Source organism: Sanguibacter gelidistatuariae, from assembly GCF_900096585.1.
GTDB lineage: Bacteria > Actinomycetota > Actinomycetes > Actinomycetales > Cellulomonadaceae > Sanguibacter > Sanguibacter gelidistatuariae.
The window spans coordinates 305,518-321,379 of record NZ_FMYH01000002.1; the positions used below are offsets into that span (position 1 = coordinate 305,518).

Sequence of the window (15,862 nt, forward strand, 5' to 3'; positions counted from 1 at the left end):
AACGCAACAGCGTGCACTCGATCCGCAGGGAAGGACCCCTCTTGGCTGCCTCGCGCACCCCTTCTGCTCCGTCCGCCGACGCAATCGCGAACCGCACCGCCTCCCGGCGCGTTTCCTTCGCCAAGATCTTTGAGCCACTCGAGGTCCCTGACCTCCTTGGCCTCCAGACTGAGAGCTTCGACTGGCTCCTGGGCAACGACAAGTGGCGCGCACGCGTCGCGGTTGCCAATGAGTTCGGTCGTCAGGACGTCCCCGAGACGTCCGGTCTGGAAGAGATCTTCGAAGAGATCTCGCCGATTGAGGACTTCGGCTCCTCGATGTCCCTCTCGTTCTCCAACCACCGCTTCGAACCACCGAAGCACACGGCTGAAGAGTGCAAGGAGAAGGACTTCACCTTCGCAGCACCGCTGTTCGTCACGGCGGAGTTCTTCAACTACAACACCGGTGAGATCAAGAGCCAGACGGTCTTCATGGGTGACTTCCCGCTCATGACCGAGCGTGGCACCTTCATCATCAACGGGACTGAGCGCGTCGTCGTGTCGCAGCTCGTCCGCTCCCCGGGCGTCTACTTCGAGCGCACCGCCGACAAGACGAGCGACAAGGACATCTTCTCCGCGAAGATCATCCCTTCTCGCGGTGCTTGGCTCGAGTTCGAGATCGACAAGCGCGACGCCGTCGGCGTGCGCGTCGACCGCAAGCGCAAGCAGTCCGTCACAGTGCTCCTCAAGGCGCTGGGCGTGACCGAGTCGGAGATCCGCGAGGAGTTCGCGGACTTCCCCTCGATCCTGGACACCCTCGAGAAGGACCACGTCACGACGGAGGAAGAGGCGCTCGTCGACCTCTACCGCAAGATCCGTCCGGGTGAGCCGCCCACGGTCGAGGCCGGTCGCTCGCTCCTGGAGAACTTCTACTTCAACCCCAAGCGCTACGACCTCGCGAAGGTCGGCCGCTACAAGGTCAACAAGAAGCTCGGCATCGACGCGCCGCTGGCCGACTCGGTCCTGACCGTCACCGACATCGTCGCGACGATCAAGTACCTCGCGGCTCTGCACGCCGAAGCCGCGACGATCCCGGGCAAGAAGAACGGCGAGGCCATCGAGGTCCGTGTCGAGACCGACGACATCGACCACTTCGGCAACCGTCGTATCCGCGCCGTGGGCGAGCTCATCCAGAACCAGGTCCGCACGGGTCTGTCCCGGATGGAGCGCGTCGTGCGCGAGCGCATGACCACCCAGGACGTCGAGGCCATCGCCCCGCAGACCCTGATCAACATCCGCCCCGTCGTGGCGTCGATCAAGGAGTTCTTCGGAACGTCCCAGCTGTCGCAGTTCATGGACCAGAACAACCCGCTCGCCGGCCTGACGCACAAGCGTCGCCTGTCCGCGCTGGGCCCAGGTGGTCTGTCCCGTGACCGTGCCGGCATGGAGGTCCGTGACGTCCACCCCTCGCACTACGGACGCATGTGCCCCATCGAGACCCCTGAAGGCCCGAACATCGGTCTGATCGGCTCGCTGGCCTCCTTCGGCCGGATCAACCCCTTCGGCTTCATCGAGACGCCGTATCGCAAGGTCGAGAACGGCAAGGTCTCCGACGAGGTCACGTACCTCACGGCCGACGACGAGGACCGTTTTGTCATCGCCCAGGCCAACACCGGGCTCAACGTCGACGGGTCGTTCCAGCAGGAGCGTGTCCTCGTCCGCCTCAAGGGTGGCGAGACCGACGACGTGCTCGGTACGGCCGTCGACTACATGGACGTCTCCCCGCGCCAGATGGTGTCGGTCGCGACCGCCCTCATCCCGTTCCTCGAGCACGACGACGCCAACCGCGCACTCATGGGTGCCAACATGCAGCGTCAGGCGGTGCCCCTGGTTCGTTCCGAGGCGCCTCTCGTTGGAACCGGCATGGAGCGTCGTGCCGCGATCGACGCCGGTGACGTCATCGTCGCCACCAAGCCCGGCGTGGTCACCGAGGTCTCCGCAGACCTCATCGTCGTCGCCAACGACGACGCGACCACCACGAGCTACCGCGCAGCCAAGTTCCGCCGCTCGAACCAGGGCACCTCCTACAACCAGCGTGTGCTGGTCGACGAGGGCGCACGTGTCGAGGTCGGTTCGGTCCTGGCTGACGGTCCCGCCACGGACGAGGGAGAGCTTGCTCTCGGCCGCAACCTGCTCGTGGCATTCATGTCATGGGAAGGCCACAACTACGAGGACGCGATCATCCTCAGCCAGCGTCTCGTGCAGGACGACGTGCTCTCCTCGATTCACATCGAGGAGCACGAGGTCGACGCCCGCGACACGAAGCTTGGCCCTGAGGAGATCACCCGGGACATCCCGAACGTCTCCGAGGACGTCCTGGCTGACCTCGACGAGCGTGGCATCATCCGGATCGGCGCCGAGGTCACCTCGGGCGACGTGCTGGTCGGCAAGGTCACGCCCAAGGGCGAGACCGAGCTCACCCCGGAGGAGCGCCTGCTCCGCGCCATCTTCGGCGAGAAGGCCCGCGAGGTCCGCGACACGTCGCTCAAGGTTCCCCACGGGGAGTCCGGCACGGTCATCGAGGTCCGCACGTTCAACCGTGAGGACGGCGACGAGCTTCCCGCTGGCGTGAACGAGCTGGTCCGGGTCTACATCGCCCAGCGACGCAAGATCACCGCGGGTGACAAGCTCGCCGGCCGTCACGGCAACAAGGGTGTCATCTCCACGATCCTCCCGATCGAGGACATGCCGTTCCTCGAGGACGGGACGCCGGTCGACATCATCCTCAACCCGATGGGTGTTCCGGGACGAATGAACGTCGGCCAGGTGCTCGAGGTCCACCTCGGGTGGATCGCCGCGCAGGGTTGGAACATCAACCTGGCGACCGAGGGTGACCTCTCCTGGAAGGAGAACGTCCCCGCTATCGCGGCGACGTCCGAGCCCCGCAACCCGGTGGCGACGCCGGTGTTCGACGGTCTCCAGGAGAACGCGCTGAGCGGGCTGCTGCAGTCCACCCTGCCTAACCGGGACGGCCAGCGCATGGTCCAGCCCGACGGCAAGGCGCGTCTCTTCGACGGTCGCTCCGGCGAGCCGTTCCCCGAGGCCGTCGCTGTGGGCTACATGTACATCTTGAAGCTCCACCACCTGGTGGACGACAAGATCCACGCTCGTTCCACGGGCCCGTACTCGATGATCACGCAGCAGCCGCTCGGTGGTAAGGCGCAGTTCGGTGGACAGCGCTTCGGCGAGATGGAGGTATGGGCGCTCGAGGCTTATGGCGCCGCGTACACCCTCCAGGAGCTGCTGACGATCAAGTCCGACGACGTCCCCGGACGTGTGAAGGTCTACGAGGCGATCGTCAAGGGCGAGAACATCCCCGACTCGGGCATCCCGGAGTCCTTCAAGGTGCTCCTCAAGGAGATGCAGTCGCTGTGCCTGAACGTCGAGGTGCTCTCGAGCGACGGCGTCTCCATCGAGATGCGTGAGTCCGACGACGACGTGTACCGCGCCGCCGAAGAGCTCGGGATCGACCTGTCACGTCGCCCCAACGCAGCATCCAGCATCGACGAGATCTGATCTCGGAGGTGACGGGGCGCCGCGCGAGCGCGGCGCCCCGTCACCATTCGACACTCTGTAGCACCTCCACCGCGCCGGCCGGGAAGACTCCCGGGCAGGCCGGCAGACGAAGGAAGTAGGACCACCTTGCTCGACGTCAATGTCTTCGACGAGCTGCGCATCGGACTGGCCACGGCTGACGACATCCGCACCTGGTCGCATGGCGAGGTCAAGAAGCCTGAGACCATCAACTACCGCACGCTCAAGCCTGAGAAGGACGGACTCTTCTGCGAGAAGATCTTCGGCCCGACCCGGGACTGGGAGTGCTACTGCGGCAAGTACAAGCGCGTCCGCTTCAAGGGCATCATCTGTGAGCGTTGTGGCGTTGAGGTCACCCGCTCCAAGGTGCGCCGCGAGCGGATGGGCCACATCGAGCTCGCCGCCCCCGTCACCCACATCTGGTTCTTCAAGGGTGTGCCCTCACGCCTGGGCTACCTGCTGGACCTCGCGCCGAAGGACCTCGAGAAGGTCATCTACTTCGCCGCGTACATGATCACGTCGGTCGACGTGGACGGTCGCCAGGAAGACCTCCCCAATCTCCAGAACGAGATCGACCTGGAGAAGAAGGAGATCACGGACCGCCGCGACAACGAGATCGAGAACCGGGCCAAGCGCCTGGAGACCGACCTCGCCGAGCTCGAGGCCGAGGGCGCCCGCGCCGACGCACGCCGCAAGGTGCGCGACTCGGCCGAGCGCGAGATGGCGCAGATCCGTAAGCGGAGCGACGCCGAGCTCGAGCGCCTGGACCAGGTCTGGGACAAGTTCAAGAGCCTCAAGGTCGCTGACCTCGAGGGCGACGAGATGCTCTACCGCGCCCTGCAGGACCGGTACGGCAACTACTTCGAGGGCTCGATGGGCGCCGCGGCGATCCAGAAGCGCCTCCAGGACTACGACCTCGAGGGCGAAGCGACAAGCCTGCGCGAGATCATCAAGACGGGCAAGGGCCAGCGCAAGACCCGGGCGCTCAAGCGCCTCAAGGTCGTCAACGCCTTCCTCACCACGACCAACTCGCCCACGGGCATGGTCCTGGACGCCGTCCCGGTCATCCCGCCGGACCTGCGCCCGATGGTTCAGCTCGACGGTGGACGTTTTGCGACGTCGGACCTCAACGACCTGTACCGCCGCGTCATCAACCGCAACAACCGTCTCAAGCGTCTGCTCGACCTGGGCGCTCCGGAGATCATCGTCAACAACGAGAAGCGCATGCTTCAAGAAGCTGTCGACTCCCTCTTCGACAACGGTCGTCGTGGCCGTCCGGTCACCGGACCGGGCAACCGCCCGCTCAAGTCGATCTCCGACATGCTCAAGGGCAAGCAGGGGCGTTTCCGTCAGAACCTGCTCGGAAAGCGCGTCGACTACTCGGGCCGTTCGGTCATCGTCGTCGGCCCGCAGCTCAAGCTGCACCAGTGCGGTCTTCCCAAGCAGATGGCGCTCGAGCTCTTCAAGCCCTTCGTCATGAAGCGTCTTGTCGACCTCAACCACGCCCAGAACATCAAGAGCGCCAAGCGCATGGTGGAGCGCGCGAAGCCGGCCGTGTGGGACGTCCTCGAAGAGGTCATCACCGAGCACCCGGTCCTGCTCAACCGTGCACCGACGCTGCACCGCCTGGGTATCCAGGCCTTCGAGCCGATGCTCGTCGAGGGCAAGGCCATCCACCTGCACCCGCTCGTCTGTGCGGCGTTCAACGCCGACTTCGACGGTGACCAGATGGCTGTGCACCTGCCGCTGTCCGCAGAGGCGCAGGCCGAGGCCCGCATCCTCATGCTCTCGAGCAACAACATCCTCAAGCCGTCCGACGGACGTCCGGTCACCATGCCCTCACAGGACATGATCATCGGCCTGTTCCACCTGACGAGCGACAAGGAAGACCCGATCGGGTCCGGACGGGCATTCAGCTCCGTGTCCGAGGCGATCATGGCCTTCGACGGTGGATCCCTCGACCTCAACGCCGTCGTGATCATTCGCATGGAGGACCTGGTTCCTCCGACGACGGACTTCACGGCCCCCGAGGGCTGGGAGCCGGGCAAGGCGATCCTCTTCGAGACGACCCTCGGTCGTGCGCTGTTCAACGAGCTGCTGCCCGTGGACTACCCGTACGTCAACAAGGTCGTGGACAAGAAGGTCCTCTCCCAGATCGTCAACGAGCTGGCCGAGACCTACCCCAAGGTCGAGGTGGCCGAGTCGCTCGACGCGCTCAAGGCTGCCGGCTTCCGCTGGGCGACCCGCTCGGGCATCACGATCGCGATCTCCGACGTCGCGACGCCGGCGCACGAGAAGGCCGAGATCCTCGAGGCTCACGAGGCCCGGGCGCTCAAGGTCCAGCAGCAGTACGAGAAGGGCCTGATCACCGACGACGAGCGCCGCCAGGAGCTCATCGAGATCTGGACCCAGGCCACGGACAAGGTCGCCAAGGCGATGCAGGAGAACTTCCCTGCTCGCAACACGGTCTACCGCATGGTCGGCTCGGGTGCTCGTGGTAACTGGATGCAGGTTCGCCAGATCGCCGGTATGCGTGGGCTGGTGGCAAACCCCAAGGGTGAGATCATCCCGCGTCCGATCAAGTCGAACTACCGTGAGGGCCTCTCGGTCCTCGAGTACTTCATCGCGACCCACGGTGCCCGTAAGGGACTGGCCGACACCGCGCTGCGCACCGCCGACTCGGGGTACCTGACCCGCCGTCTGGTGGACGTGTCGCAGGACGTCATCGTCCGCGAGGACGACTGCGGGACCGAGCGCGGCCTGACCCTGCCGGTGGGGGAGGACCTCGGAGACGGGCGTCTGGTCCGCCACGACAAGGTGGAGCAGAGCATCTACTCCCGCACCCTCGCCTCCTCGGTCGAGGTCGACGGCAAGGTGCTCGGGACTGCTGGTGAGGACGTCGGCGACGTGCTCATCGACGCGCTGCTCGCGGCTGGGGTCACCCAGCTCAAGGTGCGTTCCGTGCTCACCTGTGAGTCGCACGTCGGCACGTGCGCCAAGTGCTACGGCCGTTCGCTGGCCACCGGCAAGCTCGTCGACATCGGTGAGGCCGTCGGTATCATCGCGGCCCAGTCGATCGGTGAGCCCGGAACCCAGCTGACCATGCGTACGTTCCACACCGGTGGTGTGGCCTCGGCAGACGACATCACGCAGGGTCTGCCCCGTGTGACCGAGCTCTTCGAGGCCCGCACCCCCAAGGGTGAGGCGCCCATCGCGGAGTACACCGGACGGATCACGATCGATGACTCCGAGCGCACCCGTCGGATCGTCCTCACCCCCGAGGACGGCTCCGAGGAGATCGCGTACCCGGTCACCAAGCGGTCGCGTCTGCTCGTCGAGGACGGCCAGGAGGTCGTCGTCGGCACGCAGCTCGTCCAGGGTGCTGTCGACCCCAAGAAGGTCCTGCGCATCCTCGGCCCCCGCGCCACCCAGAAGCACCTGGTGGACGAGGTCCAGGACGTCTACCGCTCGCAGGGCGTGGACATCCACGACAAGCACATCGAGGTCATCGTGCGGCAGATGCTGCGTCGCGTGACCGTGCTCGACTCGGGTGACTCCATCCTGCTCCCGGGCGAGCTGGCCGCACGTGGCCGCTTCGAGGACGCCAACCGCCGCGCCGTGGCGGAAGGCGGCCAGCCGGCCTCGGGTCGCCCCGAGCTCATGGGCATCACGAAGGCGTCGCTCGCGACCGACTCGTGGCTGTCCGCGGCGTCGTTCCAGGAGACCACCCGCGTGCTCACGGAGGCCGCCATGAGCGGTCGCCGCGACCCGCTGCTGGGCCTCAAGGAGAACGTCATCCTCGGAAAGCTCATCCCGGCCGGAACGGGTCTGCCTCGCTACGGCAACGTCGAGGTGGAGCCGACCGAAGAGGCCAAGGCCGAGCTGTACCCGAGCTTCGGGTACGACGAGATCGACTTCCCGCCGCTCGGTATGGGCTCCGGCGAAGCGATCCCGCTCGAGGACATCGACTTCGGTCCGGACTTCCGCTGAGCGGTGTCCACCGAGGCCGACCGACCTGATCGGGTCTGATCAGTCGCAGCGACTGCGGGGCGGTTCCCTTCCGGGGGAGCCGCCCCGCAGTCGTTGATTCGGTGAGCCCAGCCCCGCTGAGCCGCTGCTTTGACCTCACCGCTGATCCCGAGTAGGGTTAGCAACCGTGCCCGTGCTGTCGGGCTTTCGTCTGTCCCACCAGCTACCGACCACCGGTCGCCGAGGAGCGCAAGCTGCTCAGGCTCGATGGTGGTGGGTGCATGGACAAGGACCGGAATCATCTGGTCCCGTGACGAAGGCCCCGCAAGCTGGCGGGCTTCTCTGGTTCGACGCTGTGAAGCGACGAGCTGGACCATCGAGCCGGTGGTACGTGGCGTATTGCAGCGAAGCTGCGGTGCCCTTGTGCACCCAGCCCGGACACAGACCAGCAATACATACCAGTAGCCGTCGTCGAGAACTTCTTGGCGGGCTCGAGTAGACACGGAGACGCAGTGCCCACGATTCAGCAGCTCGTCCGCAAGGGGCGGACATCAAAGGTCTCAAAGTCCAAGACGCCGGCCCTCAAGGGCTCCCCTCAGCGTCGCGGTGTGTGCACCCGCGTTTACACCACCACCCCGAAGAAGCCGAACTCCGCGCTCCGCAAGGTTGCTCGCGTGAAGCTCTCCAGTGGCGTTGAGGTCACCGCCTACATCCCCGGCGTCGGCCACAACCTCCAGGAGCACTCGATCGTGCTCGTTCGCGGCGGTCGTGTGAAGGACCTCCCCGGTGTGCGTTACAAGGTCATTCGCGGCGCGCTCGACACCCAGGGTGTCAAGAACCGCAAGCAGGCTCGCAGCCGTTATGGCGCGAAGAAGGAGAAGAGCTGAGATGCCTCGTAAGGGTCCGGCCCCGAAGCGGCCACTTATCGTCGACCCGGTCTACGGATCGCCGGTCGTCACGCAACTGATCAACAAGGTTCTTCTCGACGGCAAGAAGTCGACCGCGGAAGCGATCGTCTACGGCGCCCTCGAAGGTGTTCGCGAGAAGACCTCGGGTGACCCCGTCGTCGTGCTCAAGCGCGCGCTCGAGAACCTCCGCCCCGCCCTCGAGGTTCGTTCACGCCGTGTTGGTGGAGCGACCTACCAGGTCCCCGTCGAGGTTCGCCCGGTGCGGGCGACGACGCTCGCGCTGCGCTGGCTCACCGACTACTCGCGTGCTCGTCGCGAGAAGACGATGACCGAGCGCCTCATGAACGAGATCCTCGACGCGAGCAACGGCCTGGGTGCCGCGGTCAAGCGTCGCGAGGACATCCACAAGATGGCCGAGTCGAACAAGGCATTCGCTCACTACCGCTGGTAGTGAAGGCTGGGTGCCCCGGGGGCGGTTTCCCCGGGGCACCTCCTCATCTTTCGACGCACGGGTTGCGTCACTGCTGTTCTTCGTGCTCCATCCACTCATCAGTAAGAGGTAAACCACCGTGGCACTTGACGTGCTGACCGACCTGAACAAGGTCCGCAACATCGGCATCATGGCCCACATCGATGCCGGAAAGACGACTACCACCGAGCGGATCCTGTTCTACACCGGGGTCAACTACAAGATCGGTGAGACGCACGACGGCGCGTCAACGATGGACTGGATGGAGCAGGAGCAGGAGCGCGGCATCACGATCACGTCGGCCGCGACGACCTGCTACTGGCACGAGAACCAGATCAACATCATCGACACTCCCGGCCACGTCGACTTCACGGTCGAGGTCGAGCGTTCGCTGCGCGTCCTCGATGGCGCGGTCGCGGTCTTCGACGGCAAGGAAGGTGTCGAGCCTCAGTCCGAGACCGTCTGGCGCCAGGCCGACAAGTACGACGTCCCCCGCATCTGCTTCGTCAACAAGATGGACAAGCTGGGCGCGGACTTCTACTTCACCGTCTCCACGATCATCAACCGCCTCAAGGCGAAGCCGCTCGTCATCCAGCTGCCGATCGGCTCCGAGGGCGACTTCATCGGTGTTGTCGACCTCGTCGAGCAGAAGGCCCTCGTCTGGCACGGCGAGACCGCTCTGGGTGAGGCTTACGCAGTCGAAGAGATCCCGGCCGACCTCGTCGAGAAGGCCGCGCAGTACCGCGCAGAGCTCATCGAGGCCGTCGCCGAGGCGAACGACGAGCTCATGGAGAAGTACCTCTCCGGTGAAGAGTTCACGGTCGCCGAGCTCAAGGCCGGCATCCGCCAGCTGACGATCCGGTCCGAGGGCTACCCGGTCCTGTGCGGCTCGGCGTTCAAGAACAAGGGCGTCCAGCCCATGCTCGACGCTGTCATCGACTACCTGCCGACGCCGCTCGACGTGCCCGCCATCGAGGGCCACGACGTTCGCGACGAAGAGAAGATCGTCGTGCGCCACCCCAGCGCCGACGAGCCCTTCTCGGCTCTCGCGTTCAAGGTCGCCACGCACCCGTTCTTCGGTCGCCTGACCTACGTCCGCGTGTACTCCGGCCACGTCAGCCAGGGCGCCCAGGTGCTCAATGCGACGAAGGGCAAGAAGGAGCGCATCGGAAAGCTGTTCCAGATGCACTCCAACAAGGAGAACCCGGTCGAGAGCGCGACCGCGGGTCACATCTACGCCTTCATCGGGCTCAAGGACGTCACGACCGGTGACACCCTCTGCGACCTGGCGAACCCGCTGGTTCTCGAGTCGATGACCTTCCCCGACCCCGTCATCTCCGTCGCCATCGAGCCGAAGACGAAGGGCGACCAGGAGAAGCTCTCGATCGCCATCCAGAAGCTCTCCGACGAGGACCCGACCTTCCAGGTCTCCCTCAACGAGGACACCGGCCAGACTGTCATCGCCGGAATGGGCGAGCTGCACCTGGACATCCTCGTGGACCGCATGCGTCGCGAGTTCCACGTCGAGGCGAACGTGGGCAAGCCCCAGGTCGCCTACCGTGAGACGATCCGCCGCATCGTCCCCAAGATCGACTACACGCACAAGAAGCAGACCGGTGGATCTGGCCAGTTCGCCAAGGTGCAGATGTCCTTCGAGCCTCTCGACCCGTCGGGCGAAGAGCTCTACGTCTTCGAGAACAAGGTCACGGGTGGACGTATCCCTCGTGAGTACATCCCGAGCATCGACGCCGGTATCCAGTCCGCGATGCAGCTCGGCGTGCTCGCCGGCTTCCCGCTGGTCGGGATCAAGGCGATCCTGCTCGATGGCGCCTACCACGACGTCGACTCCTCGGAGATGGCGTTCAAGATTGCCGGCTCGATGATCCTCAAAGAGGGCGTCCGGCAGGCGGACCCGGTTCTGCTCGAACCGGTCATGGCAGTCGAGGTGCGTACCCCTGAGGAATACATGGGCGACGTGATCGGCGACATCAACTCACGCCGTGGCATGATCCAGGCCATGGAAGACGCAACCGGCGTGAAGGTCATCCAGGCAACCGTGCCTCTTTCCGAGATGTTCGGGTACATCGGCGATCTGCGGTCCAAGACCCAGGGTCGTGCAGTGTACTCGATGCAGTTCGACAGCTACTCCGAGGTTCCTCGGAACGTTGCCGAAGAAATCATCAAGAAGACCCGGGGCGAGTGAGTCCCCAACAGGTCGAACTGTAGTATCAACACCATCAACCTGTAGCGACCCGCACGCCCCGCAGCTCCTCTCTCGCGAGGGGGAGGAACTGCATCGTTCGGCACAACTACCCAAAGTCCCAGGAGGACCCCCAGTGGCTAAGGCCAAGTTTGAGCGGAACAAGCCCCACGTCAACATCGGTACCATCGGTCACGTCGACCACGGTAAGACGACGCTGACGGCAGCGATCTCGAAGGTGCTGCACGACAAGTACCCGGACGTGAACCCTGAGTTCAAGTTCGACGAGATCGACAAGGCGCCGGAAGAGAAGCAGCGCGGTATCACGATCAACATCGCGCACATCGAGTACGAGACCGAGAAGCGTCACTACGCGCACGTCGACGCTCCCGGCCACGCTGACTACATCAAGAACATGATCACCGGTGCCGCGCAGATGGACGGCGCTATCCTCGTCGTCGCCGCGACCGATGGTCCGATGGCTCAGACCCGCGAGCACGTTCTGCTCGCCCGCCAGGTTGGTGTCCCCTACCTGATGGTCGCGCTGAACAAGTCCGACATGGTTGACGACGAGGAGATCCTCGAGCTCGTCGAGATGGAGGTGCGCGAGCTCCTCTCCGCACAGGGCTTCGACGGCGACAACGCTCCCGTCATGCGCGTCTCCGGCCTCAAGGCTCTCGAGGGCGACCCCGTCTGGGTTCAGTCCGTCTCGGACCTCATGGACGCTGTTGACGAGAACGTCCCGGACCCCGTCCGCGACCTCGACAAGCCCTTCCTGATGCCGATCGAGGACGTCTTCACGATCACCGGTCGTGGAACCGTCGTCACCGGCAAGGTCGACCGTGGGCGTCTTGCGCTCAACTCTGAGGTCGAGATCGTCGGAATCCGCCCCGCGCAGAAGACGACCGTCACGGGCATCGAGACCTTCCACAAGTCGATGGACGAGGCTCAGGCCGGCGACAACACCGGTCTCCTCCTTCGTGGCATCAAGCGTGAAGACGTCGAGCGCGGCCAGGTTGTCGTCAAGCCCGGCTCGATCACGCCTCACACGAACTTCGAGGCTCGCGTCTACATCCTGGGCAAGGACGAGGGCGGGCGTCACAACCCGTTCTACTCCAACTACCGCCCGCAGTTCTACTTCCGCACCACGGACGTCACCGGCGTCATCACGCTGCCCGAGGGCACCGAGATGGTCATGCCTGGTGACAACACCGAGATGTCGGTCGAGCTCATCCAGCCGATCGCCATGGAAGAGGGCCTCGGCTTCGCTATCCGTGAGGGTGGCCGCACCGTTGGATCGGGTCAGGTCACGAAGATCGTCAAGTGATTTTCTGACTAGCTGATCCAGCTCGCGCACGAGGGCCCGGTGACCACACGGTCACCGGGCCCTCGTGCGTCCGGAGCCGGCGTCGCGGGGCTGTGTCCGACGCGATGTTCGGCGTGGGGCCAGGATGCGGTAACCTAAGGGACCGGAGACATCCTCCACGCGCGGCTGGCTTTTGTGGCCGAGGCGTGGCAGACTATCCAGGTTGCCTGTTGCAGGCGCGCTCATTCTCATTTCGAACAGTGTGTTGAACATCGGGCCCCTCGAGGGGGGTCGTTCCGTGTGTTGAACTCTCTGTGAGACATCAGATCGAGGCACCGCGGGACCATCGGTTCAGCACAGGCGAGAAGACGTTGTGACGTTGTTCTGCGTCGTCGGGCATCTACGCCCACGTACGCGGTTCGCATCGCATATCCAACGACTCCGCACCACAGAGTGGTGCAGCGCAGAGACGTGTCACGCATAGCGACACGCCCGAGCGCGGGGGTCGGACAGTTCGAGAGAAAGAGTCAGACGACGCCATGGCGGGACAGAAGATCCGCATCCGGCTCAAGTCCTACGACCACGAGGTCATCGACAGCTCGGCGCGCAAGATCGTCGACACGGTGACACGCGCTGGTGCGACGGTCGTGGGCCCGGTGCCGTTGCCGACGGAGAAGAACATTTTCTGCGTCATCAGGTCGCCTCACAAGTACAAGGACAGCCGCGAGCACTTTGAAATGCGCACGCACAAGCGGCTCATCGACATCATCGATCCCACGCCGAAGGCAGTTGACTCGCTCATGCGACTCGACCTGCCCGCGGACGTGAACATCGAGATCAAGCTCTGAGACTGGGGGAGGACATACACATGGCTACCCAGCAGAACGAGCGGCCCGTCACGGCCGTACTCGGAACCAAGCTCGGTATGACTCAGGTCTGGAACGAAGCAGGACTTCTCGTTCCCGTGACTGTGGTCGAGGTCGGCACCAACGTGGTGACCCAGATCCGCTCCGCAGAGGTCGACGGCTATGCAGCCGTCCAGCTCGCGTACGGGCAGATCGACCCGCGCAAGGTGTCGCAGCCTCTCAAGGGTCACTTCGAGAAGGCCGGGGTCACCCCGCGCCGTCACGTGACCGAAATCCGTACGTCCGACGCTGGCGAGTTTGCGCTCGGCCAGGAGATCACGGCCGACGCCTTCGTGGCCGGCAGCCTCGTGGACGTCATCGGAACCACCAAGGGCAAGGGCTTCGCCGGTGTCATGAAGCGTCACGGCTTCCACGGCGTCGGTGCCTCCCACGGTGCACACAAGAACCACCGCAAGCCTGGCTCGATCGGTGGGGCTTCAACCCCGTCGCGAGTGTTCAAGGGCATGCGGATGGCCGGTCGGATGGGCGTTGACCGTCAGACCACCCAGAACCTGACCGTTTACGCGGTCGACGCTGCGAAGGGACTGCTGCTCGTCAAGGGCGCCGTTCCGGGCCCCAGGGGTGGCGTCGTCCTCGTGCGTAGTGCCGCGAAGGGTGCGTGACAGCATGTCTGAAACGCTGACTGTCGACGTCATCGACGCCACAGGCAAGAAGGCCGGCACTGCCGAGCTTCCCGCCGAGGTGTTCGACGTCCAGACGAATATTCCATTGATCCACCAGGTCGTTGTCGCGCAGCTTGCTGCAGCCCGTCAGGGTACGCACAGCACCAAGACCCGCGGTGAAGTCCGCGGTGGTGGACGCAAGCCGTACAAGCAGAAGGGCACCGGCCGGGCTCGTCAGGGCTCGATCCGTGCACCTCAGTTCGCCGGTGGTGGAGTCGTTCACGGCCCCAAGCCGCGCGACTACAGCCAGCGCACCCCCAAGAAGATGAAGGTTGCCGCCCTGCGCGGTGCCCTCTCTGACCGGGCACGTGCCGGCCGCATCCACGTTGTGACGGGATTCGGGATCGATGGCTCGCCGTCGACCAAGCAGGCGATCAACTCGCTCGCGAACCTCTCACCCCGTAAGCACGTGCTCGTCATTCTCGAGCGCGGCGACGACGTGACTGTGAAGTCTCTTCAGAATGCTGAGCAGGTCCACCTTCTGGTTGCCGACCAGCTCAACACCTACGACGTGCTCGTCTCCGACGACGTGGTCTTCACGCAGGGTGCACTCGCTGCATTCCTCGCGGGCCCCGCCAAGGGCGCTTCGGCCAAGGCCGTGGCGACCGAGTCCGAGTTGGCTGAGCTCGTGAAGGAGGACGCCAAGTGACTACTCCAGTGACTTCGACGCCAGCTGTTCAGAAGAACCCGCGCGACATCGTGATCGCACCGGTTCTCTCTGAGAAGAGCTATGGCCTGCTCGACGAGGGTAAGTACACCTTCCTCGTCGACCCGCGGGCGAACAAGACAGAGATCAAGATCGCGATCGAGAAGATCTTCGACGTCAAGGTCTCCTCCGTCAACACGATCAACCGCAAGGGTAAGACCAGGCGGACCCGTTTCGGTATCGGCAAGCGCAAGGACACCAAGCGTGCAATCGTCTCCCTCCGTGAGGGTTCGATTGACATGTTCGGTGGACCAGTCGGCTGAGCCGGCCGAGAGCAGATTGAGGATAGATCCCCATGGGAATCCGTAAGTACAAGCCGACTACGCCCGGACGCCGCGGCGCCAGCGTGGCCGACTTCGTCGAGATCACGCGCTCGGAGCCGGAGAAGTCGCTTATCCGTCCGCTCCACAAGACCGGTGGGCGTAACAGCTCCGGTCGGATCACCACCCGTCACAAGGGTGGTGGACACAAGCGTGCGTACCGCGTCATCGACTTCCGTCGCCACGACAAGGACGGCGTGCCCGCCAAGGTCGCTCACATCGAGTACGACCCGAACCGGACCGCCCGCATCGCGCTGCTGCACTACGCAGACGGCGAGAAGCGCTACATCATTGCACCGAACAAGCTGCACCAGGGTGACTCGATCGAGAACGGCGCCGGGGCTGACATCAAGCCCGGCAACAACCTGCCTCTTCGCAACATCCCGACCGGTACGGTCATCCACGCCATCGAGCTCAAGCCCGGTGGCGGCGCGAAGATCGCACGTTCGGCTGGTGTCTCTGTTCAGCTCGTCGCCAAGGACGGCGCATTCGCCCAGCTGCGTATGCCGTCCGGTGAGATCCGCAACGTCGACCTGCGCTGCCGCGCCACGGTCGGCGAGGTGGGCAACGCCGAGCAGTCCAACATCAACTGGGGCAAGGCCGGCCGCATGCGTTGGAAGGGCAAGCGCCCGACCGTCCGTGGTGTCGCCATGAACCCGGTCGACCACCCGCACGGTGGTGGTGAGGGAAAGACGTCCGGTGGACGTCACCCCGTCAGCCCGTGGGGACAGGCCGAAGGCCGTACCCGTCGTCCCAACAAGGCGAGCGACAAGCTGATCGTTCGTCGCCGTCGTTCCGGCAACAAGAAGCGTTGATAGGAGCCT

The 15,862-nt window shown here is 64.7% G+C and carries 11 protein-coding genes; all 11 read left to right on the top strand.

Annotated features, from left to right (window positions below; genetic code table 11):
- Positions 1-41: 41 nt before the first annotated feature.
- The 11 genes from rpoB (at position 42) to rplB (ending at position 15,853) form a co-directional block, all read left to right on the top strand.
- Positions 42-3,554 carry a DNA-directed RNA polymerase subunit beta gene (gene rpoB, locus BLQ50_RS06190; RefSeq protein WP_093182115.1) on the top strand — a complete coding sequence of 1,171 codons (3,513 nt, stop codon included), beginning with the start codon at positions 42-44 and terminating at the stop codon, positions 3,552-3,554.
- A gap of 126 nt (positions 3,555-3,680) precedes the next feature.
- Positions 3,681-7,562, top strand: a complete 3,882-nt coding sequence (locus tag BLQ50_RS06195; protein WP_093182116.1) for a DNA-directed RNA polymerase subunit beta' — start codon at positions 3,681-3,683, stop codon at positions 7,560-7,562.
- 491 nt (positions 7,563-8,053) lie between these two features.
- The gene (rpsL, locus tag BLQ50_RS06200; protein WP_012867951.1) at positions 8,054-8,428 is read left to right on the top strand and encodes a 30S ribosomal protein S12; all 375 of its coding nucleotides are present in this window, start codon (positions 8,054-8,056) and stop codon (positions 8,426-8,428) included.
- 1 nt (position 8,429) lies between these two features.
- A complete protein-coding gene (gene rpsG / locus BLQ50_RS06205; protein ID WP_093182118.1) occupies positions 8,430-8,900 on the top strand; it encodes a 30S ribosomal protein S7 in 471 nt (156 codons plus the stop codon).
- A gap of 118 nt (positions 8,901-9,018) precedes the next feature.
- A complete protein-coding gene (gene fusA, locus BLQ50_RS06210) occupies positions 9,019-11,121 on the top strand; it encodes an elongation factor G (RefSeq protein ID WP_093182119.1) in 2,103 nt (700 codons plus the stop codon).
- Positions 11,122-11,254: 133 nt separating this feature from the next.
- Positions 11,255-12,445: an elongation factor Tu gene (gene tuf / locus BLQ50_RS06215; protein WP_093182120.1), complete on the top strand. Its 1,191-nt coding sequence runs from the start codon at positions 11,255-11,257 to the stop codon at positions 12,443-12,445.
- A 518-nt stretch (positions 12,446-12,963) separates the two neighbouring features.
- Positions 12,964-13,272, top strand: coding sequence for a 30S ribosomal protein S10 (gene rpsJ, locus BLQ50_RS06220; protein ID WP_093182122.1), 309 nt, complete (start codon positions 12,964-12,966; stop codon positions 13,270-13,272).
- 20 nt (positions 13,273-13,292) lie between these two features.
- Positions 13,293-13,952, top strand: a complete 660-nt coding sequence (rplC, locus tag BLQ50_RS06225) for a 50S ribosomal protein L3 (RefSeq protein ID WP_093182123.1) — start codon at positions 13,293-13,295, stop codon at positions 13,950-13,952.
- A 4-nt stretch (positions 13,953-13,956) separates the two neighbouring features.
- A complete protein-coding gene (gene rplD / locus BLQ50_RS06230; RefSeq protein ID WP_093182603.1) occupies positions 13,957-14,661 on the top strand; it encodes a 50S ribosomal protein L4 in 705 nt (234 codons plus the stop codon).
- Positions 14,658-14,981: a 50S ribosomal protein L23 gene (gene rplW / locus BLQ50_RS06235; protein WP_245700931.1), complete on the top strand. Its 324-nt coding sequence runs from the start codon at positions 14,658-14,660 to the stop codon at positions 14,979-14,981. Before rplD ends, rplW begins: the two co-directional genes overlap by 4 nt.
- 32 nt (positions 14,982-15,013) lie before the next feature.
- Positions 15,014-15,853 (top strand): 50S ribosomal protein L2, encoded by an 840-nt coding sequence (gene rplB / locus BLQ50_RS06240; RefSeq protein WP_093182127.1) that lies wholly within the window; start codon positions 15,014-15,016, stop codon positions 15,851-15,853.
- Positions 15,854-15,862 lie beyond the last annotated feature (9 nt).